At 35.3% G+C, this 24340-nt stretch carries 14 protein-coding genes; all 14 read left to right on the top strand.

The annotated features are described in order from the left end of the window. A partial coding sequence (locus RB619_RS18880) for a gliding motility-associated C-terminal domain-containing protein (RefSeq protein ID WP_308100410.1) occupies positions 1 to 3786 on the top strand: 3786 nt, incomplete at its 5' end. 51 nt (positions 3787 to 3837) lie between these two features. Then, positions 3838 to 4749, top strand: a complete 912-nt coding sequence (locus RB619_RS18875; protein WP_308100408.1) for a type IX secretion system membrane protein PorP/SprF — start codon at positions 3838 to 3840, stop codon at positions 4747 to 4749. Positions 4750 to 4761: 12 nt separating this feature from the next. After that, positions 4762 to 6765: an OmpA family protein gene (locus RB619_RS18870; RefSeq protein WP_308100406.1), complete on the top strand. Its 2004-nt coding sequence runs from the start codon at positions 4762 to 4764 to the stop codon at positions 6763 to 6765. 258 nt (positions 6766 to 7023) lie between these two features. Then, positions 7024 to 7449 carry a CBS domain-containing protein gene (locus RB619_RS18865; protein ID WP_308100404.1) on the top strand — a complete coding sequence of 142 codons (426 nt, stop codon included), beginning with the start codon at positions 7024 to 7026 and terminating at the stop codon, positions 7447 to 7449. A gap of 159 nt (positions 7450 to 7608) precedes the next feature. Next, the gene (locus tag RB619_RS18860; RefSeq protein ID WP_308100402.1) at positions 7609 to 9900 is read left to right on the top strand and encodes an NADP-dependent malic enzyme; all 2292 of its coding nucleotides are present in this window, start codon (positions 7609 to 7611) and stop codon (positions 9898 to 9900) included. 68 nt (positions 9901 to 9968) lie between these two features. Further along, complete coding sequence (gene ruvA, locus RB619_RS18855) at positions 9969 to 10550, top strand: Holliday junction branch migration protein RuvA (protein WP_115889395.1); 582 nt, start codon at positions 9969 to 9971, stop codon at positions 10548 to 10550. A gap of 23 nt (positions 10551 to 10573) precedes the next feature. Further along, complete coding sequence (sprA, locus tag RB619_RS18850) at positions 10574 to 17791, top strand: cell surface protein SprA (RefSeq protein WP_308100399.1); 7218 nt, start codon at positions 10574 to 10576, stop codon at positions 17789 to 17791. Positions 17792 to 17876: 85 nt separating this feature from the next. Further along, on the top strand, positions 17877 to 18257 hold the full coding sequence (gene gcvH, locus RB619_RS18845) for a glycine cleavage system protein GcvH (RefSeq protein ID WP_035651485.1): 381 nt from the start codon (positions 17877 to 17879) through the stop codon (positions 18255 to 18257). Continuing rightward, positions 18250 to 18642 (top strand): VanZ family protein, encoded by a 393-nt coding sequence (locus RB619_RS18840; RefSeq protein ID WP_308100397.1) that lies wholly within the window; start codon positions 18250 to 18252, stop codon positions 18640 to 18642. The genes gcvH and RB619_RS18840 overlap by 8 nt, the downstream gene beginning before the upstream one ends. A gap of 108 nt (positions 18643 to 18750) precedes the next feature. Beyond that, a complete protein-coding gene (gene deoC / locus RB619_RS18835) occupies positions 18751 to 19494 on the top strand; it encodes a deoxyribose-phosphate aldolase (RefSeq protein WP_308100395.1) in 744 nt (247 codons plus the stop codon). Further along, on the top strand, positions 19495 to 21639 hold the full coding sequence (locus RB619_RS18830) for an energy transducer TonB (RefSeq protein ID WP_308100389.1): 2145 nt from the start codon (positions 19495 to 19497) through the stop codon (positions 21637 to 21639). Positions 21640 to 21796: 157 nt separating this feature from the next. Then, positions 21797 to 22699, top strand: a complete 903-nt coding sequence (gene cyoE, locus RB619_RS18825; RefSeq protein ID WP_133526412.1) for a heme o synthase — start codon at positions 21797 to 21799, stop codon at positions 22697 to 22699. Positions 22700 to 22701: 2 nt separating this feature from the next. Beyond that, a complete protein-coding gene (locus RB619_RS18820; RefSeq protein WP_308100386.1) occupies positions 22702 to 23289 on the top strand; it encodes a cytochrome c oxidase subunit 3 in 588 nt (195 codons plus the stop codon). 42 nt (positions 23290 to 23331) lie between these two features. Next, positions 23332 to 24327 carry a cytochrome c oxidase subunit 3 gene (locus RB619_RS18815; protein ID WP_308100385.1) on the top strand — a complete coding sequence of 332 codons (996 nt, stop codon included), beginning with the start codon at positions 23332 to 23334 and terminating at the stop codon, positions 24325 to 24327. Positions 24328 to 24340 lie beyond the last annotated feature (13 nt).

Genomic DNA, 24340 nt, shown 5'->3' with positions numbered 1-24340 from the left:
GTTGCCAATGCGGACAATCCGGCATCGGTAACACAATCAGCAACGGCTCAGACGATCATTACAGCAATCAGCAACGATACCAGAAACGGACAGCCGTTTACGGCATCGGAAGTAAAAATCAGAACAACAGTTCAAGATCCATCAGGCTATCTGACATTGGATCCGACGACTGGAATTGTGACCCTTGGCGCGAATGCTCCAGCTGGAACTTATACTCTGACATATTCGATCTGCGACAATACCAATGCATCGAACTGCTCGACTGCTGCAGTTACCTTGACGGTAAATGCTCCGGTTGTGATTCCTGTAATCGATGCGGTAACTGAAACCACGACAGCAATCAACAGCAACAACGGCGGAACGACAATTTCGCTTACGGCAAACGATACGCTGAACGGAACTCCGGCAACAGTAGGAACAGGCGCAGGGCAGGTAGGATTCACACTAGTAAGCACGCTTCCGGCAGGCCTTACGCTGAATGCAGACAAAACGATAACTGTAGCTCCAGGCACAGCATCAGGAAGCTACGAAGTAGAATACACGATCTGCGACAACGACCATGCACTCAACTGCGATACGGTGAAGAGTTATGTTCAGGTTGTGGGAGATATACTTGTTGCCAATGCGGACAATCCGGCATCGGTAACACAATCAGCAACGGCCCAGACGATCATTACAGCAATCAGCAACGATACCAGAAACGGACAGCCGTTTACGGCATCGGAAGTAAAAATCAGAACAACAGTTCAAGATCCATCAGGCTATCTGACATTGGATCCGACGACTGGAATTGTGACGCTTGGCGCGAATGCTCCAGCTGGAACTTATGCTCTGACGTATTCGATCTGCGACAATACCAATGCATCGAACTGCTCGACGGCGACAGTTGCCTTGACGGTAAATGCTCCAGTTGTGATTCCTGTAATCGACGCAGTGACCGAAACCACGACAGCGATCAACAGCAACAGCGGCGGAACGACAATTTCGCTTACGGCAAACGATACGCTGAACGGAACTCCGGTTGCAGTGGGAATAGGCGCAGGGCAGGTAGGATTCACACTAGTAAGCACGCTTCCGGCAGGACTTACGCTGAATGCAGACAAAACGATAACAGTAGCTCCGGGCACAGCATCAGGAAGCTACGAAGTGGAATACACGATCTGCGACAACGACCATGCGCTGAACTGCGATACGGTGAAGAGTTATGTTCACGTTGTGGGAGATATACTTGTTGCCAATGCGGACAATCCGGCATCGGTAACACAATCAACAACGGCTCAGACGATCATTACAGCAATCAGCAACGATACCAGAAACGGACAGCCGTTTACGGCATCGGAAGTAAAAATCAGAACAACAGTTCAAGATCCATCAGGCTATCTGACATTGGATCCGACGACTGGAATTGTGACGCTTGGCGCGAATGCTCCAGCTGGAACTTATGCTCTGACATATTCGATCTGCGACAATACCAATGCATCGAACTGCTCGACGGCGACAGTTGCCTTGACGGTAAATGCTCCAGTTGTGATTCCTGTAATCGACGCGGTTACCGAAACCACGACAGCGATCAACAGCAACAGCGGCGGAACGACAATTTCGCTTACGGCAAACGATACGCTTAACGGAACTCCGGCAACAGTAGGAACAGGCGCAGGCGAAGTGACTTTCACATTGGTAAGCACGCTTCCGGCAGGACTTACTTTGAATGCAGACAAAACGATAACAGTAGCTCCGGGCACAGCCTCAGGAAGCTATGAAGTGGAATACACGATCTGCGACAACGACCATGCGCTGAACTGCGATACGGTTAAGAGTTATATCCAGGTTGTGGGCGATGTATTAGTATTGAAAGATGATTTAGCAGGTCCAATTGCTGGAGTTAATCATGCAGTAACTGTTATAAATGTTTTAGGAAATGATACTAAAAACGGATTGCCAATTGTGGCTTCTGATGTAAATCTTTCTGTAACTATTGCAGATCCAGCAGGATATTTAACATTAAATCCAGACGGAACAATAGTATTAAAAGAAAATGCACCAGCAGGAACTTACGAGCTTACTTATCAAGTATGTGAAAAAAATACAACAAATTGCGCAACAGCAACTGTGAAAGTTACCGTTGTTCTTCCAACAATGACTATAACTGCAAATAGTTATTGCTCTAATGATGTTCCTTATGTATCCTACAATGTAACGCCAGATAATTTTACAACAAGTAATCTATTGACTGTAAAATGGATTGATAGTGCCAACAATGTTGTAGCAACTCAAACTAACTTGCCATTAAGCGGAAATATTTTATGGCCTGGAGCTATTGTAGACAGCAACGGAATTGGAGTCGACTGGCCAGGATGGTTATTGACAAATGGTCAATGGATAGAAGGGGCAGATGGATTTGAAAAAACGAGAACAGGTGTTACAATAGAGTTTTCATTAAATCCGACAGTGAGTATAGCGGTAAGTTATCCTCCGGCAACACCACAATGTAATGCAAGACCAACATTTGAAATCAAAGCAAATAATGATAGTGCAGGACCAATTGATGCTAAAAAAGGCATTAGTACAGCATTGAATATATTTAATAATGACCGTTTGAACGGAACAGCGCCAGATCAAACAGCTGTTGTTTTAAGCACTATAGTTGCAAATCCTAATTTGATTTTAAATGCAGATGGTTCTGTTGATGTTAAATCAGGAACACCATCAGGAACGTATCAATTGACTTATCAAATTTGTGAAGCTACGAATGCATCAAATTGCAGTCAGGCAGTTGTAAATGTTACTGTTGTGAATTCTGATGATCCAGCACCAGCACCACAGATTATCACAAAAGATGATCCGCAAGTAAGTGTTGATGGAATTAATGGACAGCTTGAGTTTATTAATATTTTAGACAACGACTTGTTGAATGGTTTGCCAATTGATCCAGCAAATGTTGTGATTTCTAATACACCTAAGAGCCCGTATTTTGAATTTAATGCAGACGGAACAGTAAATGTAAAACCAAATACACCGGGTGGAAGTTATGCTTTAGTATATCAAATATGTGAAAAAGCAAATTCAACAAATTGCAGTTCAGCAACATTAAATGTTTTTGTTGAAGTTCCAAATATTGCGATTATCAAAACAGCAGTGTTTAATGATGAAAACGGCAATGGATTCGCAAATGCTGGAGAAACAATCACCTATAAGTTTAAAGTAACCAATACAGGTAATGTTGCGCTAACAAAAATAACGGTTAAAGATCCTTTGCCGGGAGTTGTAGTTTCAGGCGCAACACTTGACTTAGCAGTAGGTGAGGCTAATGAAAACAATTTTACAGCACAGTATAAAATCACGCAAAACGATATTATTCTTGGTACTGTAAGTAATCAGGCAACTGCAATTGGTTTTAGTATAAGAGGAGTTGATGTTGAAGATAAATCAGATGATGCAAGCAATACAGGAGATAATCCAACCGTATTGAGCCTTAACGGTTGTCAAATCAAAGTGCTGAATGCTTTTTCTCCAAATGGAGATTCTAAAAATGCAAGATTCTATATTCAAGGAATAGAATGTTATCCTGAAAATACAGTTGAAATTTATAATCGTTGGGGAGTATTGGTATTTGATACCGATCATTATAACAATCAAGATCGCGTTTTTGTTGGAGTTTCAGCAGGACGAGCGACTATAAAAGAATCAGATGGATTGCCGGTTGGAACCTATTTCTATGTCTTAAAATATAAAGATAGTGACTCAAATCCTCATGAGCAATCAGGTTACTTGTATCTTAATAAATAAAAAATGATAAACGGCTTGACTTTTAGCCAAGCCGTTTTAAAAGCTTAATAAATGAAAAAGTTAATTTTAATTTTCATGTTTTTTTCAGTAGTGTGCTCCGCTCAGCAAGATGCGCAGTATACACAATACATGTACAATACAATTTCTGTGAATCCGGCGTATGCGGGTTCGCGAGGCGTATTAAATGTATTTGGATTGTATCGTACACAATGGATCGGACTTGATGGCGCACCAGAAACAAGTACTTTTTCTGTAAACACACCTATAGATAATACTAAATTAGGATTAGGCGTTTCTTTGGTTAATGACAAAATTGGTCCAACTGTTGAAAATACATTGTCAGCTGATTTGTCTTATAGTATTCCAACTTCTGATTCGTTTAAACTTTCTTTCGGAATAAAAGCTACAGCCAATTTATTTAATCTAGATGTAACCAAACTGAGTTTTGAAGATCAAGGCGATGAACAGTTTCAGGATTTAGATAATAAATTCACACCAAATATAGGAGCAGGTGTTTACTGGCATTCTGATCGTGCTTATTTAGGATTCTCAGTTCCTAATTTCATCGAAACAAATCGTTACGACGATAATAATACTGCCATTTTCAAAGAAAAAATTAATTACTATTTAATGGCGGGTTATGTATTTAATCTAGACAAATTAGAATATATCCGTTTCAAACCAGCAATATTGACTAAAATGGTTCAGGGCGCTCCTTTACAGGTTGATGTTTCTGGTAACTTTATGTTTTATGACAAATTTGTTGTTGGTCTTGCTTATCGATGGAGCGCATCAGTAAGTGCAATGGCTGGATTTCAAGTTTCAAAAGGTCTATATGTTGGTTATGGATACGATCACGAAACCACCGATTTAAGACGATACAACTCGGGATCTCATGAAATTTTCCTTCGTTTTGAGTTTTTCAATAGTTTTAACAAAATGATCTCTCCACGATTCTTCTAATTATTACCTGCTATGAGAATTAAAAATTTAAGTTTTTCTGTTTTGTTTATGTGCCTTTTTTTCAATGCAAATGCACAAACAGCAAATACAAGTTCCGCAGATAAAAAGTACGACGATTATGCTTATGCCGATGCTATAAAAGCGTACGAAAGCCTTATAGATAAAGGTGTTAAAGATGAAAAAATAGTGCAAAGACTTGGAAATTCGTATTATTTTATTGGCGAATTGCCATCGGCGCTTCAATGGTATAAAGAGCTGTTTGCATTAAATGAAGAGCAGGAACCAGAATATTTGTATCGATATGCTCAGTGCTTAAAAGCATCAGGAAATTATCGTAAGGCCGATGAAGTTTTAGAAAAATTCAACTTAAAAGCCGGTTCAGAAAAAAGAGCTTCATTGATTAGAGATGATAAAAATTATTTGGAGCAGATAAAATTAAATTCGGGACGATATGAAGTTGCCGATTCGGGAATAAATTCACCTTATTCTGATTATGGAAGTGTTATTTACGATAAAAGAATTGTCTTTACTTCGGCCAGAGATACAGGCGGAATTGCAAAAACGAGTTTTAAATGGACAAACAAATCTTTTTCGAAATTATATATTGCTAATTTAATGCCAGACGGAAGTGTTGGCAAGCCAAAATTATTTCGTAAAAACCAAAAATCAAGATTCAACGAGTCAACTCCGGTTTTTACAAAAGATGGCCGAACAATGTATTTTACCAGAAATAATTTTACTGACGGAAAAAGAGGAAGCAATGACAAACAAGTAACGCTTTTAAAACTCTATAAATCTGAGCTTGTTAATGATGTTTGGGAAGAGGCAAAAGAACTCCCTTTTAATAGCGATCAATATAGCACGGCGCATCCTACTTTGAGTATAGATGAAAAAACTTTGTATTTTGCATCAGATATGCCGGGAACTTTAGGACAGTCAGATTTGTTTAAAGTTGCCATAAATGCAGACGGAACTTTTGGCCAGCCTCAAAATTTAGGTCCGGTAATTAATACAGAAGGAAGAGAAACTTTTCCTTTTATCTCAGGCGAAAACGAGCTTTATTTTGCTTCTGATGGACGTCCTGGATTGGGCGGACTTGACATTTTTGTCACAAAAATAAATGCTGATGGTACAATTGAAGATGATGTACAAAATGTGGGCGAACCTGTAAACGGTAAACAAGATGATTTTGCATTTACAATTGACAGTAAAAACAGAAACGGATTTTTTTCTTCCAATAGAGAAAACGGACACGGTTTAGATGATGTTTATCGTTTTGCTGAAACCAAAAGATTGGTTTGCGAGCAGGATTTAATGGGAACAATTTCTGATGCCGAATCAAATGAAGTTTTATCAAATGTAAGTTTAACTTTATTTGATGAAAATTTTAATCCTCTTTCGACAATTGTTACAGATGAAAAAGGAAATTATATTTTTCCAAAGATTAAATGCGGTAAAAAATATTCAATACGAGCTTCAAAAAGTGATTACGGAATAAAAGATATTTCGACAACAGTTAAGAAAGCAAATGGAAAAACAACTTTGGATTTTACAATGCAAAAAATATTCAAACCATTAGCATCTAAAGCAATCGAAATCAAAAAAACAACAGTAAATCCAGTTAAACTCGGACCAATAAAAATTGGAACAGATTTAGCGAAATTGCTTCATATTCCAATGAACTTTTTTGATTTAGGAAAAGCCACTATCAAAAAAACATCAGAAAAGGATTTGCAAAAAGTTGTCGACATTTTGAATCAGTATCCAAATATAAAATTAGATATACGTTCGCATACAGACAGCCGTTCATCATCAGAAAGTAATCAAATTTTATCAGATAAAAGAGCACAGTCAACTAAAGATTGGCTTATCAGCAAAGGAATTGATGGTAGCCGATTATCAGCAAAAGGTTATGGTGAAACAAAATTAATAAACAGATGTGCTGACGGAGTAAAATGTACCGAAAAAGAACATCAGCAAAACAGACGAAGTGAATTTATCATCGTAGGTTTATAAAAAGATAATAATTAAAAAAGAAGCTCTTTTCAAGTTATGAAAAGAGCTTCTTTTTTGTAAAAACTTTGAAATCGTTAAAAAATCAAATTTTTCACAAAAAACTTCTTCAATTGATTTCATTCTTTGTTGAATAATTTTGAAAAATCGAAATGTGTTGTATTTTGTTTAAAATGAATGAATTAGGTTTTTAAAAAGTAAATTTTAGTAACAAGTTTTATCATTTTTTATTTAACTTTATAAAACTAAATTTTTTCAGATATGACTGTAAATCAAATACTAAACGCAAAAGGGAGAAATGTTTTTTCAGTACTTTCATCTACAACGGTATATGAAGCATTGAAAGTAATGGGTGAAAAAAACATAGGAGCCATCCTTGTAATTGATGGAACCGACCTTAAAGGAATATTGTCTGAAAGAGATTATGCCCGAAAAATTGTTTTAAAAGACAAATCGTCAAAAGAAACATTTGTGCATGAAATTATGGAAAGCAATGTTTTCTCCGTAAATCTTTCAAATAATATTGAAGATTGTATGGAGCTGATGAGCACAAAAAGAATTAGACATTTACCTGTTTTAGAAGACGGAACTGTAGTTGGAATTATCTCCATCAGCGATGTTGTAAAGGCAATTATCGAAATTCAGAAAGACACAATAAATCATCTAAATTCTTATATTTCGCAATAAAGAAAACCTGAAAAATATACTTTTAAAAATAGTCCTGATTTTGATGGACTATTTTTTTTTGAGGCTATAAATTGTTATTTTAACAAAAGAAAGCACTAAAAACACCCCATTTTAAACTAAGACTTATATCTTTGTAAGCTAGAATAAAAGCTAAAAATAATGAACAAAGAGAGTAAAAGAAGAGAAGCGCTGCTGTATCACTCAGAGCCGACTCCAGGAAAAATTCAGGTAGTTCCAACAAAAAAATACGCAACGCAGAGAGACTTATCGCTGGCTTATTCGCCAGGTGTTGCAGAGCCATGTTTAGATATTGCAGCAAACGTTGAAGACGTTTATAAATACACAGCAAAAGGAAATTTAGTAGCTGTAATTTCAAATGGTACTGCGGTTTTAGGACTTGGAGACATTGGTCCTGAAGCTTCAAAACCAGTAATGGAAGGAAAAGGTTTATTATTCAAAATATTTTCTGATATTGATGTTTTTGATATCGAAGTTGATACAAAAAATGTAGAAGAATTTATCCAAACTGTAAAAAATATCGCTCCAACTTTTGGAGGTATTAATCTTGAAGATATTAAAGCGCCAGAATCTTTCGAAATTGAAAGAAGATTGGTTGAGGAATTAGATATTCCGGTAATGCACGATGATCAGCACGGTACGGCAATCATTTCATCAGCGGCATTAATTAATGCACTTGAATTAGCAGGAAAAAAAGCAGAAGATGTTAAAGTTGTAGTTTCAGGAGCAGGTTCGGCTGCAATTGCTTGTACAGATTTATATGTTTTATTAGGTGTAAAAGTTGAGAATATTTTAATGTACAACAGTAAAGGACTTTTAACAAAAGATAATCCTTCACTTTCAGAATTACAATTAAAATATGCAATTGATGGTCCTAAAATTGAATTAGCTGAAGCTGTAAAAGGTGCTGATGTTTTCATCGGACTTTCTTCAGGAGATATTCTTTCACCTGAAATGTTATTGACAATGAAAGAGAATCCGATTGTTTTTGCAATGGCAAATCCAAATCCGGAGATCGATTATAATTTAGCTGTAGAAACTCGTAAAGATGTTATTATGGCTACGGGACGTTCTGATTTTCCTAATCAGGTAAATAACGTTCTTGGTTTCCCATATATTTTTAGAGGTGCACTTGATGTTCGTGCTAAAAAGATTAATGAAGAAATGAAAATGGCGGCTGTAAAAGCTTTAGCTATTTTGGCAAAAGAACCAGTTCCAGAACAGGTTAACGTGGCTTATGGTGCAACAAAATTAGGTTTTGGTCAAGAATATATTATTCCTAAACCATTTGATCCACGATTGATTACAGTTGTAGCGCCTGCAGTTGCAAAAGCAGCAATGGAATCTGGGGTGGCAAAAAATCCTATTACGGATTGGGCCGCTTATGAAGATGTGCTTCGCGAACGTATGGGTAACGACAACAAAATGGTGCGTTTGATTACAAACCGTGCTAAATTAAACCCAAAACGAATTGTTTTTGCTGAAGCAGATCATTTAAATGTATTAAAAGCAGCACAAATTGTTTATGAAGATGGTATTGGTTTCCCTATTTTATTAGGAAACAGGGAAATTATATTAGAATTAAAAGCAGAATTAGGTTTTGATGCTGATCTTGAAATCATTGATCCTAAAACAAACGAAGAAGAAGGAAGACGTAATAGATTTGCAAATTCATACTGGGAAACAAGAGAACGCAGAGGTGTTTCATTACTTGATGCTCAAAAATTCATGCGCGAAAGAAACTATTTTGCAGCTATGATGGTAAACGAGGGAGAGGCAGATGCTGTTGTTACGGGGCACTCAAGAAGTTACCCAAGTGTTGTAAAACCAATGCTTCAGTTAATTGAAAAAGCGCCGGGAGCTTCACTTGTTGCAACTGCAAACATGATGCTTACAGCACGTGGTCCAATGTTTTTATCTGACACTGCAATCAATATTAATCCGTCTGCTCAAGATTTAATTAATATTGCATTGATGACTGCTAAAACTGCAAAAATGTTTGGTATTGAACCAGTTATTGCAATGGTTTCGTATTCAAACTTTGGATCATCAACACATCAAAATGCTTCAAAAGTAAGAGAAGCGGTTGCTTATCTGCATAAAAATCATCCTGAACTAATTGTAGATGGTGAAATCCAGGCAGATTTTGCTTTAAATTCTGAAATGCTTAAAGAAAAATTCCCTTTCTCTAAATTAGCAGGCAAAAAAGTAAATACACTGGTTTTCCCTAACTTAGAGTCAGCAAACATTACTTACAAGCTATTGAAGGAATTAAATAAAGCAGGTTCAATTGGTCCAATTATGATGGGACTTAACAAACCTGTGCATATTTTCCAATTAGGAGCAAGTGTTGAAGAAATGGTCAATATGGCTGCGATCGCGGTTATTGATGCTCAGGAAAAAGAAATTAAAAAAAATAAATTAGCACAATAGTCCATAAGTAAAAGGGAGGCAATAATTTGTCTTATTTTTATGTATATTTGGTACTATAAATTATATTTATGATAGCACATTTGCAAGGGAAATTAGTCGAAAAAAATCCCACAGAAGTTGTAATTGATTGTGGCGGAGTGGGTTATCATGTGAATATTTCTTTGCATACCTTTTCGCTGATTCCTAATGCTGATTTTATAAAATTGTATACGCATCTTCAAATTAAAGAAGATGCGCATACTTTATTTGGTTTCGCCGAGAAATCAGAGCGCGAAATATTCCGAATGTTATTGTCTGTTTCTGGTATTGGTGCCAATATTGCAAGAACAATGTTGTCTTCAATCGAGCCGAAACAAATTATAAACGCCATTGCATCTGGAGATGTGGGAGTTATTCAGTCAATTAAAGGAATTGGTAGCAAAACAGCGCAGCGAGTTATACTTGATTTAAAAGAAAAAGTGTTAAAGTTGTACGATTTAGACGAAGTTTCAGTAGTTCAAAACAATACAAATCGAGATGAAGCGTTATCTGCTTTGGAAGTTTTAGGATTTGTTCGAAAAGCTTCTGAAAAAGTAGTCGAAAAGATTGTCAAAGAAGATCCGGAAGCTACAGCAGAAACCATCATAAAAAAAGCATTAAAAAGCCTGTAACTCAACTAACATAAACCAATTGTATGCGTAAAATTTGTATTTTTTTACTGGTTTTATTTTGCGGTAATGTTTTGCGATCGCAAGTAAATCCGGCAGTTCAAGATACAACAAAAACTCAGTTTTCCGTCGGGAAAGTAGAGTTGAAAGATCCGCCAAGCATACTTTCGGCATACAAATACGATCCAATTTCAGATCGTTATATTTATTCCAATTCAGTTGATGGTTTCCCTGTCAATTATCCAATTATTTTAACACCTAAAGAGTATGAAGATTTGGTTCTGAAAGAATCTCGAAGAGAGTATTTCAGAAAAAAAGCGGATGCAATTGATGGTAAAAAAGCGGGAAGCGAAGAGGCTAAAAAGAATTTATTGCCAAGATATTATGTTAATTCAAGTTTTTTTGAAAGCATTTTTGGTAGCAATACAATCGATGTAAAGCCCACAGGTTCTGTTGAAATGGACTTGGGAATTCGATACACGAAACAAGATAATCCTTCATTTTCGCCAAGAAATAGATCAAGCCTTACATTCGATTTTGATCAACGTATCAGCATGAGTTTAATGGGGAAAGTGGGAACAAGATTAGAGGTAAATGCTAATTATGATACCCAGTCCACATTTGCGTTCCAGAATTTATTTAAACTTGCCTACACGCCTTCAGAAGATGATATTATCCAGAAAGTTGAAGTAGGTAATGTGAGTATGCCATTGAATAGTACATTGATACGCGGTGCACAGAGTTTATTTGGTGTAAAAACACAATTGCAATTTGGAAAAACGACCGTTACAGGAGTTTTCTCTGAACAAAAATCACAAACAAAGAGTGTTGTAGCCGAAGGTGGTGGTACAGTTCAAAATTTTGATTTGTACGCATTGGACTATGATAATGACAGGCACTTTTTCTTATCACAGTTCTTTAGAGACAAATATGATGCTTCGTTAAAAAGTTACCCCGTTATTGATAGCCGTGTTCAGGTAACACGAATAGAGGTTTGGGTAACCAATAAACAAAATAGAGTAAGCACAACCAGCAATAATCTTCGTAATGTTATCGCACTTCAGGATTTAGGTGAAGGGCCTCTTAGTGATGTTCCTGATAATCAAGTGGTCGTTATTAGTAACACAACAGGATTCTTTAATACTACTAAACCTGTCGATTCGCCTTCTGATAACGAAAATAATGCTTATGATCCTGCAGCAATTGGTCAGCCGGGATCATTTTTAAATTCGAATATTAGAGAAATCGTTACAGCAAAATCTGGATTTAATAATGCAAATGTTAACGAAGGAACTGATTACTCAATATTAGAAAATGCTCGTAAATTAACTACAAACGAATTTACTTTCAATCCGCAATTAGGATATATATCGTTACAACAGCGTCTTGCAAATGATGAGATCTTAGCTGTTGCCTATGAATATACAGAAGGAGGAAAGGTATATCAAGTGGGAGAATTTGGAAGCGATGGTGTTGATGCAACGGTTGTTACAGGAAATAATAATGCAAATCAGGCTATTATTACACAAAGTTTGATTTTGAAAATGCTTAAAAGCAATTTGACAAACGTGCAGAATCCGGTTTGGAACTTGATGATGAAAAACGTTTATCAAATTCCGCAGGCATACCAAATCAAACAAGATGATTTCAGAATGAACATCTTGTATACAGATCCTTCTCCTATAAATTATATTACTCCGGTTACAGGATCTTCTTTTCCATCAAATCCAACGCCTGACAATAAAGTAGATCAGACACCTTTATTGAATGTCTTTAATTTAGATAGATTGAATTATAACAATGACCCGCAGACGGGTGGTGATGGTTTCTTCGATTATCTCCAGGGGATTACAGTTGATGCTCAAAACGGACGAATTATTTTTACAACCAAAGAGCCTTTTGGAGAATTAATATTTAAAAAATTACAAAATTCAGGTTCGGCAGAAAATTATAATGATCCAAGTACTTATAATGCAAACCAGCAGAAGTATGTATTTAGAAACATGTATCGCAATACACAATCTGGAGCTTTGCAGGATAGTGACAAGAATAAATTTATGCTGAGAGGAAAATATAAATCTTCAGGAAGCAACGGAATCCCTATTGGAGCTTTCAACGTGCCTCAAGGTTCTGTTGTGGTTATGGCTGCCGGACGAAGATTAGTTGAAGGTATTGATTATAGTGTTGATTATCAATTGGGTAGAGTTCAAATTTTAGATCCTTCTCTTCAAGCTTCAAATACGCCAATTGAGGTTTCGTTAGAAAATAACTCAATTTTTGGACAACAGACACGAAGATTTATTGGATTTAATGTTGAACATAAAATTTCAGAAAAATTTGTAGTTGGCGGTACTTATTTGAAAATGACCGAAAAACCATTTACTCAAAAATCAAGCTACGGTCAGGAATCTGTAAACAATACAATTTTCGGATTTAATGGTAATTATGCGACCGAAGTCCCATTTTTTACAAGGTTGGTAAATAAACTTCCAAACATTGATACAGATGTTCCATCAAATCTTTCTGTTCGAGGTGAAGTTGCTTTTTTAAAACCTGATGCTCCAAAAGCAAGTGATTTTGAAGGTGAAGCAACTATTTATGTAGATGATTTTGAAGGTTCGCAGTCGACTATCGATATGAGATCTGCATATGCGTGGAGTCTAGCTTCAACGCCATTTGTAAATTCAATAAATGACAATACATTTAATGCCAATTCTAGTACATTAGAATATGGGTATAAAAGAGCAAAATTAGCTTGGTACACAATTGATCCAGTTTTTTATTCGTCAAAACCAGATGGTATTTCAAATGATGATTTGTCATTAAATACAACTCGAAGAATCTACAGTAAAGAGTTATACCCTAATACAGATATTGCTCAAGGTCAGATTCAGGTAATCAATACGCTTGATTTAACATATTTTCCATCAGACAGAGGCCCTTATAACAATAATCCGAGTTTTGGTTCGAGTGCACCTACTTCAAATTTTGGGGGAATCATGCGTTCGCTGAATTCTACCAATTTTGAACAAGGAAATGTTGAATATATTCAGTTTTGGGTATTAGATCCTTATGTTGGAAATGGTGAAGCTCCGGCAAATAATACAGGAAAAATTTATTTCAATTTAGGTGAAATCTCAGAAGATGTTTTAAAAGACGGAAGAAAGCAATATGAAAATGGTTTAGGCCCAGATCAAGTAATGGTAAATCCACAACCTATTTGGGGAGATGTGCCGGCTTCTCAATCTTTGATTTATGCATTTGATACAAATCCAGATAATCGAAAAAATCAAGACGTTGGTTTAGATGGTTTGCCAGATGCTAAAGAAGGTTCTGTTTATACTAATTATGCAGCAGAAGAAGATCCTGCGGCGGATAATTACAAATATTATTTGAATACTACAGGAGGAGTTTTAGATCGCTACAAAAGATACAATGGAACTGAAAACAACTCTGCAGTAAGTATCGATGATCCTAATCGTGGTTCGACAACACTTCCTGATGTAGAAGATATTAATCGTGACAACACCATGAGTACGATTAATGCTTACTATGAATATAGTGTCGATTTGAAACCAGGAATGCAGGTTGGATCAAATTATATTACTGATATTCGTGAAGTGACCAATGTTGAATTACCAAATGGAGGAACCACAACTGCAAGATGGATTCAGTTCAAGATTCCCGTTGCAAAACCTCAAAATACAATTGGAAACATAACTGATTTTAGATCTATTCGTTTCTTGCGTATGTTCATGACAGGATTCAATGATCAAATGACAGTTCGTTTTGGAGCTTTAGACCTAGTTCGTGGTGAATGGAGAAGATACACAGGGACGCTTGACGCAAACGATCCAAATCCAGATGACGATGGAGTTCAGTTTGATGTTGCGGCAGTTAACATTCAAGAAAATAGTACTAAATGTCCGGTAAATTATGTTATTCCGCCGGGTGTTCAAAGAGAGCAATTATATAATAATAATACGATTATCAATCAAAACGAGCAGGCTTTAGCGGTTCGAATTGGTGGAACAGGATTGCAGTATCAGGATTCGAGAGCGGTTTTCAAGAACGTAAGTGTTGATATGCGTCAGTACAAAAAACTGAAAATGTTTTTGCATGCTGAATCACTTCCAAATGAAACGAATTTGTTGGATAACGAAATGGTTGGTTTTATTCGTTTTGGTAATGATTTTACACAAAACTACTACCAAGTCGAAATTCCGTTAAAAGTTACACAAACAGGAGGATCGTGTACAATAGCTCCGGACTTAGTTTGGATGGAGGAAAATAATATTGATTTGGCACTCGAGTTATTGACCCGAATGAAAATCAAAGCCATGCCTTTAGATATTAATTCTCCTAAAAGGGATATTAATGGAGTGTATTATCCTGATGATGATCCCGATTTGATTTCGAGCGGAGGTGATGGTGACAGTAAATTAAAACTGGGTATTAAAGGAAATCCAAATTTTGGTTTGGTTCGAAATTTAATGGTCGGAGTAAAAAGCAGGGCTGATCATAAAGATATAAAAGGAGAAGTTTGGTTCAATGAACTTCGTATGTCAGATTTAGATAATAAAGGCGGAATGGCGGCATTGTTGAATATTGACACCAATATGGCCGATTTTGCTACTGTATCAGCAACCGGAAGAAAAAGTACAATTGGATTTGGATCACTTGAACAGGGCGCGAACGAACGAGATCGTGAAGATATTCAGCAATATAATATTGTTACAAACTTGAATTTAGGACAATTAATGCCTCATAAATGGGGAATTAATTTGCCTTTCAATTACGCTATAGGCGAGGAAGTTATTACACCAGAATATGATCCATTTAATCAAGATATAAAATTAGATCAGCTGATAAAAGAAACAACTGATCCGGCAGAAAAAGATAATATTAGAACCCGTGCAGTAGATTATACGAAGCGTAAAAGCATCAATTTTATCGGGGTTAGAAAAGAGAGAGCTGCGGAACAAAAACCACATGTTTATGATGTTGAAAATTTCACATTTTCACAATCGTATAATCAAGTGGCGCGTCATGATTATGAAGTCGAAGATTATCGTGATGAACAGTCAAATTCTGCTGTGAATTATGCGTATACATTTCAGACAAAAGAAGTTGTGCCTTTCAAGCAGACCAAATTCATGAAAAAAAGTGATTATTGGAAAATGCTGAGCGATTTTAATTTTAATTATCTGCCTTCGAATATTACTTTCAATACAAATATTTTAAGACAAAGCAACCGTCAGCAATACAGACTTGTTGAGGTTGAAGGAATTGGACTTGATCCACTTTACAGACGAAATTTTGCCTTTAATTATCAATATGGTTTTGGTTTTAATGTAACTAAATCTTTGAAATTAAATTATACAGCGGCGTCAAATAATATTGTGAAAAATTATTTGAATGCTGATAATACGCCAAAAGAAGATTTTAATATTTGGGATGATTATTTTGACTTGGGAACTCCAAATCAGCATATACAACAATTGATACTGAATTATGAAATTCCGATCAATAAAATTCCAGTTTTAAGTTTTGTAAAAGCGGCGTATACCTATACTGCCGATTATAGTTGGCAACGTTCGTCTACAGCTTTATCTCAATTTACTGCTGCTGATGGAATTACATATAATTTAGGAAATACAATTCAAAATGCAAATTCAAATACGTTGAGTTCAACATTTGAAATGAATAAGTTGTATAAGTATTTAGGTTTAACGCCTGGGGGAAAAACAACTGCGAAACCGAAACCAACCGCGCCACCAAAACCAGGAGAAAAAATTGTAAATACAACTGCAAAACCAGTAGTGAATAACAGTCCGTTTTATGATGGTTTAATAGGTGTTTTGACAAGTTTGAAAGATGTAAAAGTTAATTATACTAAAAACAGCGGAACAGTTTTGCCAGGATATACACCAAGCGTTGGTTTCTTTGGTACTGCAAAACCATCTTTAGGATTTATTTTTGGAAGTCAGGACGATGTTCGTTATGAAGCGGCAAAAAATGGCTGGTTGACTAATTATGACAATTTCAATCAAAACTTTACGCAGGTTACAAATAAGATTTTAAAAGTTACTGCGAATATCATCCCGTTTTCTGATCTGACAATTGATTTGGCTATGGATCGTACGTATTCTAGAAACTCATCGGAACAATATAGCGTTGTAAATGGTGACTATACGCCGTTATCACCTTATACATACGGAATGTTTTCAATCTCAACTGTATTGATTAAAACATCTTTTTCGACTAGTAATGAAATTGAATCAGCGGCATTTGATGATTTTAGAAATAATCGTTTGGTAATTGCCAATCGATTGGCTGAAGAACATTATGGAGCTGGAGCAGTAATACCAAGATACGGAGATGCAAATAATCCGATTCCTGCACCTGGAGATGCAAATTATGCGGTTTATAGTGCCAATGTTGGATATCCAATTGGTTTTACAAAAAGCAATCAAGCTGTTTTATTACCGTCATTTTTGGCAGCTTATTCAGGTGGAAATGCTTCAAGCAGTTCGACAGATATTTTTAGAAGTTTTCCAATTCCAAACTGGAGTATAAGATACAATGGTTTGATGCGTTATAAATTTTTTAAAGATAAATTTAGACGTTTCTCATTGCAACACAATTACAGAGCGTCTTATACAGTAAATCAGTATAGATCAAATTTTGATTATTACGAAACTCCAGGTGGACAAGATGTGAATACAAACTTCTACAACCAAACGGTAATGTCGAATGTCAATTTAGTGGAGCAGTTCAGCCCGCTAATAAAGGTAGATTTTGAGCTGAAGAGTTCTTTCCGACTCTTGACCGAAATTAAGAGAGATAGAGCATTATCGATGAGTTTTGATAACAACTTGCTTACTGAGGTAAAAGGTATTGAATATGTTGTTGGAATGGGGTATCGCTTTAAGGACGTTATCTTTTCATCGCGATTGGCTGATAACCCAACAGGAATTATAAAAAGTGATATTAATATAAAAGCTGATTTTTCATATAGAAATAACCAAACATTAGTTCGTTATTTAGATTATGATAATAACCAGCTTGCGGCAGGTCAAAATATTTGGGCATTAAAATTAACAGCAGATTATGCATTCAGCAAAAACTTGACTGCTATATTTTATTATGATCATTCATTTTCAAAAGCAGTTATTTCGACTTCGTTCCCGCTTACAAATATTAGATCAGGATTTACACTCAGATATAATTTCGGAAATTAAATTTAGAATTCTGAACTAAATTTTATTAGAAGATTATTACATTTGTGACTTATTTATTAAATTATCAATTTTCAAACATACTATTATGAGCATACCAGCAAATTTAAAGTACACAAAAGATCACGAATGGGTTAGCATCGAAGGAGATGTTGCGACTGTAGGAATTACTCATTTTGCACAAAAAGAGTTAGGGGATATCGTGTATGTTGAGGTAGAAACTTTAGATCAGACATTAGATAAAGATGAGGTTTTTGGAACAGTTGAAGCTGTTAAAACGGTTTCAGATTTATTCTTGCCTTTAACAGGAGAAATTATTGCTTTCAATGATAGTTTAGAAAGTGCTCCTGAAACTGTAAACTCTGATCCTTATGGAGCAGGTTGGATGATCAAAATAAAAATTGCTGATGCATCAGAAATAGATTCATTATTGTCTGACGCAGCTTACAAACAACTTATCGGTGCCTAAACAACTTCTTTTAATTTGGGCAATTATCTGCTCAGGAATCATTACGTATTTTTGTTTGACAAATTCAAGTAATATTCCGGCATTTAATTTTCCGAGCATAGATAAAATTGTTCATTTTTGTTTTCACTTCGGATTTACAATTTCGTGGATTTTGTTTTTCAAAAAAGAACTCAAAGGTCAGCATGCAAATGATTATAAAGCGTATCTGATTTCGTTTATATTTTCTGTTTTTTTTGGAATTACAATCGAAATTCTGCAAGGAATCTTAACAGCAACAAGAACTCCTGATGTAACAGATGTTTTAGCAAATACGATTGGTGCAACCGCCGGCGTCTTTTCAGCTATAGGATTTAGGAAACAGATCGACAAAATAATAGGAATATGATTACCCACTTCGGTGGGTTTTTTATTATCCTAAAATGAAGCTTTATAAATAGTGCTTTTTTTTGAATTTAAAATGTATTTTTGTGCCGATCTGATATAATTATAAATCATGAACATTAAGCAATACCTTGATTCAACGTATCTTAAAACTGCTTCGCAAGCCGGACTTTCGGAAGCGGAAAATGATTTTGTTGTGAAAAAAGCAATTGAGGAAGCAATTGCAGAGGGCTTTAAATTGATTATGATTCGGCCAGAAAATGTCAGCTTGGCAAAAAAAATGATTTTGAAAGCTAATTCGGCTTTACTGGTTGGAACGGTCATTGATTTTCCAGAAGGTAAATCAGAATTAGAGATCAAAATTAAAGAAGCAAATGAAGTCATTGAAAATGGAGCTGACGATTTAGATTTTGTCTGTAATTATGAAGCTTTCAAAAATGGAGATATTGCGTTGGTCAAAAATGAAATTTTAATAGGAACGCAAATTGGTTTAGCACACAATAAAACTGTAAAATGGATTATTGAAACTGCTGCTTTAACCGATAAAGAAATTATTCAACTTTCGGCTTTAATTAAAAATGTTGTGATTTCTAATTTTAAAGAAGACGATTATGCATCTGTTTTTGTAAAATCATCAACAGGTTTTTTTAAAACGGAGAATGATGTGCCAAATGGAGCTACCGTTCCCGTAATTATTATTATGTTGGAAAATGCATCGCCATTGCCGGTTAAGGCAGCGGGTGGTGTCAGATCATATGAAGATGCAATAGAGATGATTCGTTTAGGAGTTAAACGTATCGGAACTTCAGCAGCAAAAGCAATTGCTAATGGAGAGAATACCCCAAATCAATATTAAATGAAAATCAAAATTTACGTAACAAATAAAAGTGCTTTATCTTTTGTTTTGCTGTTAACCTCCTTATTTACTTTTGCACAAGAAAATAATAATTCATCTGTTCAATCTGGATTTACAAGTGAACAATTTCCTGTTTTTGAGAATTGCCAAAATTTAGCCGATAAAAAATTAGAGAATTGCTTCTATAAAGAAGTTCAAGATTTTGTCTTTCAGAATTTTGAAGTGCCTGAAAATCTAAAACAATCTAATTATAAAGGTGAAGTAAAAGTCCTTTTTGAGGTAGATGCAACTGGTGCGTTTAAAGTGATTTATGTAAATACTTCAAACGAGGAGCTAGCTGCAGAAGCGAAACGTGTTTTTGGCAAATTTCCAAAAATAAAACCTTCGACTTATAACGGGAAACCGACCTATTCAAAATACACAATTAATATTAGTATTCCATTAAAAAGTGCTGATCAAATGGCGGCAGAAGCTTTGGCTGCATCTCAAATTTTAAAACCAGCTGAAAAACCTATGACAGAATTGGATAGCATTGTTTATAAAAAATACAATAATCCAGAATTTGAAAGTCATTTAAATATTCCTTTTTCACATAGTTATTATGCACAGTTTGATGGCGCAATGAATCAGGTCGGAAGTAATAGTCACACCTCTTCAAAACCCTATACATATGCTGAGGTTTCAAAATACTATAATTTGAAAGCAGTAAATGAGTCGCTTCAAAAAAATGTTTCGACTTGGTTGGGCAGAAAATGGTGGAATGAAAATTTAGTTCAGATTCAGGGAGAAGATTATTGGCTTGCTTTGAATCCGATTGTTGATTTGCAATTAGGAAAAGCTTCAGATCTTGATGCTTCTTATACGTATGTAAATACACGTGCGTTGAATTTTAGAGGAGGCTTAGGAAAACAAATAAACTTTACAACAACAATCTTTGAAAGCCAAGGCCGTTTTGCAGGATATTTTAATGATTATGCCGAATCGCTGAAGCCTTCAGGAGGAAATCCGGCGATTATTCCTGGAGTTGGTATTGCAAAACGCTTTAAAGAGGATGCGTATGATTTTCCTCTGGCAGAAGCGAATATCACGTATACACCGTATAAATTTTTTGATCTGCAATTAGGTTACGGTAGGAATTTTATTGGTGACGGTTATCGTTCATTGCTTGAAAGTGATGGAGCGAGTCCGTATCCGTATTTCAAGATTAATACAACTTTCTGGAAAATCAAATATACCAATACCTACATGTGGCTGAAAGATGTTCGTCCTGAAGTTACAGTTGATAAAACGTATGCCACAAAATTCATGGCCAATCATTATTTGAGCTGGAACGTTTCAAATAGATTGAATTTAGGTTTCTTTGAATCAGTGGTTTGGACGGATACCAATAATCGTGGGTTTGATGTCAATTTTGTGAATCCAATTATTTTTTATCGTACTGTTGAGTTTACTTCTTCTTCAAAAAGTGGTAATGCAATGCTTGGTATTACTGGAAAATATAAATGGAACAACAGTATAAACTTGTATTCGCAGTTTTTGATTGATGAATTTTCAGTTTCAGATGTAAAAGCTGGAGATAAAAGCTGGAAAAATAAATTTGGTTTTCAAATTGGAGGAAAATATTTCAATGCATTTAATGTAAAAGATCTTTTAGTGCAAGTTGAATACAATCATGTACGTCCTTATGTGTATTCGCACAGTGCTGTGATTACAAATTACGGGCATAATAATCAAAGCCTTGGGCATCAATGGGGAGGAAATTTTAATGAGCTTGTAATGATTGGACGTTATCATAAAGGACGTATTTTTGGTGATGCAAAATTTACTGTGGGAACAAGAGGATTAGATTTTAATACCGCTCAGGATACTTATAATTACGGTGGTGATATTTATAAAAGTTATGATGTAAAGCGCCCGTATGACAAAGGAGTTAAAGTTGGGCAAGGAAATAAAACAGATGTTTTTATTGCCGATATCCAAGGGGGATATTTGATAAACCCAATGACAAATCTGAAATTATATGGAAGTTTCATTTATAGAAACTTTGATCCTACTCAAGATACGGCTACAACTTTCAAGCAAAGTACGACTTGGTTTACCATAGGATTACGTTCAGATATTTTCAATTGGTATTTCGATTACTAGAATTTTTATAGGATTTTTCGAAATAATTGTGTTAAAGATTTGCAAGTCCTTATTTTGTAACGGTTTTATTGAAAAAAATCTAATTTTATAGTTCTTTATTCTACAATCTAATTTGTACATTTGCAGCACTCAAAAAAAATATACAAACAATAGAGGTTTGAACGCTACTAAAAATACAATTTCACTAAAATCAATATTTCTGGATTTCAAAGAGATTACAAAGGCTGGTTTGGCTATCAGTGTTTTGTTTTCTTCAATTGCCGGATATTTGCTAGGTGTAAACAACGAACACCCTTTTAAATGGAGTGTTCTGCTTGTTTTGTCTATTGGCGGTTACTGTATGGTTGGAGCTTCGAATGCATTTAATCAAGTAATTGAAAAAGACATCGATGCTTTAATGGATCGAACAAAAAATCGTCCAGTTCCTTCAGGACGTATGTCTCCAAAAATGGCTTTGTTTGTAGCAAGTCTGCTGACCATTATCGGAATCAGTTTGCTTTATACAATTAATGCTAAGTCAGCAATGTTTGCTGCAATCTCAATATTTTTATACACAAGTATCTATACGCCATTAAAAACGGTAACTTCATTATCTGTTTTTGTTGGAGCTTTTCCAGGTGCAATCCCGTTTATGTTAGGATGGGTTGCTGCAACTGGAGAATTCGGAATTGAAGCCGGAACTTTGTTTTTGATTCAGTTTTTCTGGCAGTTTCCTCATTTTTGGGCAATAGGCTGGTTTTTGTATGAAGATTATGAGAAAGCAGGGATCTTTATGCTTCCGACAGGAAAAAAAGATAAAGGAACCGCTCTGCAGGTTATTTTGTATACAATTTGGTTGATTATAGCATCATTACTTCCGGTATTGGGTTATACAGGACAATTGTTTATTTCGCCAATAGCTGCAGTTTTAGTGTTTTTGTTAGGTTTATGGATGTTGTTTTATGCAGTGAAATTATATCAGCTAAGAACAGCAAAATCGGCAAGAACCTTAATGCTGGTGAGTGTTTCATACATTTCACTGTTGCAGATTGTATTTATAGTAGATAAATTTTTAAGATAGTTATGGAAATGACAATTAAAGCAAGTGATGAACAATTAAGAAAATCAAAATCGGCAAAGCTGATTTTGTTATTCGCCATGGTTAGTATGACCATGATGTTTGCAGGACTTACAAGTGCATTTGTGGTTAGTAAATCAAGAGCCGACTGGTTGAAGGATTTTGAATTGCCAACGGCATTTTATTATAGTACAGCGGTAATTATTGGTTGCAGTATTACTTTTTATTTAGCTAAAAAAGCAATTCAGAAAGACAATAGAAGCGCTGTTACAGGTTTGCTTTTAGGAACTTTGGCTTTAGGAATTTTGTTTATAGTATTGCAATTTCAAGGATTTGGACAAATCGTTGAAAAGGGATATTATTTTACAGGACAAGGTAGTTCAATTACTACAACTTTTCTTTATGTTGTTACTGTAACACACCTATTGCACTTAGCTGGCGGATTAATTTCACTTTTAATTATAATTTATAATCATTTTAAACAAAAATACAATTCGACTCAAACTCTTGGTATAGAACTAGGTGCGATGTATTGGCACTTTTTGGATTTATTGTGGGTATATTTATTTTTATTTTTATATTTCTTTAAATAAGAAAAAAACGTAAATTTGGGAACTTTTTAACGAATATCTTTTATGGAAGCGACAGTTACTACTGCAAATAACAACGAAAAAACTTGGGGAGGCGGAGAGGATATCCAGCCATTAGGAGCAAGTTATGGTAAAATGATGATGTGGTTTTTTATCGTATCGGATGCCTTAACATTCTCTGGATTTCTTGCTGCTTATGGTTTTTCTAGATTTAAATTTATTGAAACTTGGCCTTTGGCTGACGAAGTGTTTACACACTTCCCATTTTTACATGGCGTTTCGGCTCCTATGTATTATGTAGCCTTAATGACTTTTATTTTGATTTTCTCATCTGTAACAATGGTTTTAGCTGTTGATGCTGGTCATCATTTGAAAAAAACAAAAGTTGCAATCTATATGTTCTTAACTATTATTGGAGGTTTAATTTTCGTTGGTTCTCAAGCTTGGGAATGGAAAAACTTCATTAAAGGAGAATATGGTGCAGTAGAAACGGCAGGTGGAAGTTTATTGCAGTTTGTTGATAAAGATGGTAAAAGAGTAGCTCTTGAAGCCTTTGCTGTGAAATTGCCAGAACAAAGAGAAGCTTTAACAAGAAGCCATGGAACTTGGTTTGTTGAAGATGCTGAAACACAGCCAACATATACTGTTGCTGAAGTTCAAGCTGGTTTTAAAGCGCATCCTGAATTGTTGATAAGAACAGAGCAGATTATTGAAAATAACGGAAAAAAGAGCAAGAAAGTTCTAACTAGAGCAGAATCTGAAACTCGTTTATCGACTGCAAAATATGTAGTTGAAGGAGCAAACCTAACTAGAAATGAGTACGGAAGTAAATTATTTGCTGATTTCTTCTTCTTCATTACTGGATTCCACGGATTCCACGTATTTTCTGGAGTTATCATTAATATCATTATTTTCTTTAATGTGTTGTTAGGAACTTACGAGAAAAGAAGAAGCTATGAAATGGTAGAGAAAGTTGGTTTATACTGGCACTTTGTCGATTTAGTTTGGGTATTCGTATTTACAGTTTTCTACTTAGTTTAATTTTAGATTTTAA

The sequence above is a fragment of the Flavobacterium sp. LHD-80 genome (assembly GCF_030929605.1).
GTDB lineage: Bacteria > Bacteroidota > Bacteroidia > Flavobacteriales > Flavobacteriaceae > Flavobacterium.
Note: the sequence above shows the minus strand (reverse complement) of the source record. Positions and strands in the feature narration are given on the sequence as shown.